General features: G+C 60.3%; 1 protein-coding gene and 1 pseudogene. One reads left to right on the top strand and one right to left on the bottom strand.

Translation table 11 applies throughout. The annotated features are described in order from the left end of the window. On the top strand, window positions 1-1,389 hold a 1,389-nt coding region (locus DB30_RS40750), incomplete at its 5' end, for a hypothetical protein (RefSeq protein ID WP_165704191.1). Between the two features lie 7 nt (window positions 1,390-1,396). Here the strand turns inward: DB30_RS40750 and DB30_RS40745 are convergent. After that, window positions 1,397-1,773, bottom strand: a pseudogene (locus tag DB30_RS40745) (hypothetical protein); the annotation flags it as partial.

Below are 1,773 nucleotides of genomic sequence, written 5' to 3'. Positions count from 1 at the left end.
TTCTGGGAGTCGAACAAGTCGTATGAGGGCGGCAACAACGTGCCACGATTCATCGTGGTGACGGACGCCGACATCGCGCGAAACATCATCGAGGATAACTGCAAGACGGACACGAGCCCCTACGGGTACCGCTACTTCGACAAGGCGCGGGGTGGGGTGTGCCTGGCGGCGTCGGTGAACGCGTGGATCCACGAGAACACGATTCGCAACAACGGCAAGGTGACGAGGGGTCCGATCTGCGGGGTCGGGCTGGTGGCGGCGATGAATGCGGTGATCGAGGACAACCAGATCGTGGACAATTGCGTGCAGCTGCCGGAGGGCGCGGATCCGGTGATGCGGGGGCTGCGTGGGGGGATCGTGGTGTGGGAGGCGACGCGGCTGCGGACCAGGGCGAAGACTGGTGGGGGTGGGGAGGAGATGCCGGCGTTTCCAACGAGTACGCCTGAGGAGATCCCGCCGGAGCCGGTGAAGGACTGGGCGGGGGCGAGCTCGCAGGCGGCGGTGACGGTGCGGGGTAACGAGGTGAGTCACCTGCTGGGGAAGGCGCTGTGGATCCGGCGGGGGTTTGGGCCGACCATTGTGACGGGGAACTCGCTGGTGAGCTATGGGGCGCCGGTGATCGACGATGAGCTCAACAATGTAGAGTTTAGCTGGGCGCCGACGGACAGCGACGAATCTGTAAAGTTGAAGGCTTCGTGCGCGACAGTGGAGGTCATCAACCTCGCTCACGCTTTGGACGCGACCACAACCTCCGACACACCAACGCTGTCATGGACTGACGATACCACCCCCGCCGCGACGGTCGAGGGCGGGGCGTTGGTGTTTTCGAACAACAACATCGAAGGCAAATGGCCATGGCGAGGAGGGGTCGGGTGTGGGGTGCTGCTGTCCTCCCTCGATACTTGCCTCGTGACTGACAACGTCTCGCGGATGACTACGAGCAACACGTTTGGCACGTTATCGTCAGGGGCCGAAATTGCAATGCTGACCACACCGATAGACTCTTTGATGCAGCAGGTAATCGATGCGTCGAGTCAGATGGCCTGGATGATGGTCCATCTATATGTCGGCGCGGTATCCTCGGCTCAGGTGAGTGGGAATCGCATCGTAGATGGGAGCTATGATGTCCTCTTCTCTGCCTGGGTTGGTTCCGCGCTGAGCCCAGTTCCGCAGGCGGTGTCGGCCCTCTCCGACGCGTTGATCTATACAAGCAATGTCACAACCCATTGTCCCGTGATATCCGGGCTGGCACTTTCGAGCGTAAATGTGAATAACATCTCGATTTTGCAGGACGAGGACAACCTCGGGTGCGACTACGACTTGCTTGTTGCTGAGGCCGCGGATACCAAGACGGTAAGCGCCTCAGGTGCGGTGCTCCCGCCGCCATAAGTGAGGGTTACTGTGTGCAGCAGCAGCCGACCCAATCGCCGAACCCCCACATGATGGCACTGCCGCAAGCCAGGGTTGAGGCGGTGGCGACATCCTGTGAATTGCAGTAGCCCATGTCGTCGGTGAATACATGTGTTTTGCCGACGCACATGGCGTGAGCGCAGGCTTGACCAAAACTGTCACACACTTCGTCACAGTTGGCGAACCCGTCGGCTTGGCTGACACACGGATAGATCGTGGGCAGGCAGGCGCCGTCAACACAGGAACCCATATCTGGAGTCCCCTTGCTAATCCAGTTGCAGACGGTGCCGCAAGACCCACAGTTGTCGTTGTTCTCCATGACGTCGATGCACTGACCATCGCACATCATCTCGTTGGGATTGG

Origin of the sequence: Enhygromyxa salina, assembly GCF_000737335.2 — a bacterium.
GTDB classification, from domain to species: domain Bacteria; phylum Myxococcota_A; class Polyangia; order Nannocystales; family Nannocystaceae; genus Plesiocystis; species Plesiocystis salina_C.
Note: the sequence above shows the minus strand (reverse complement) of the source record. Positions and strands in the feature narration are given on the sequence as shown.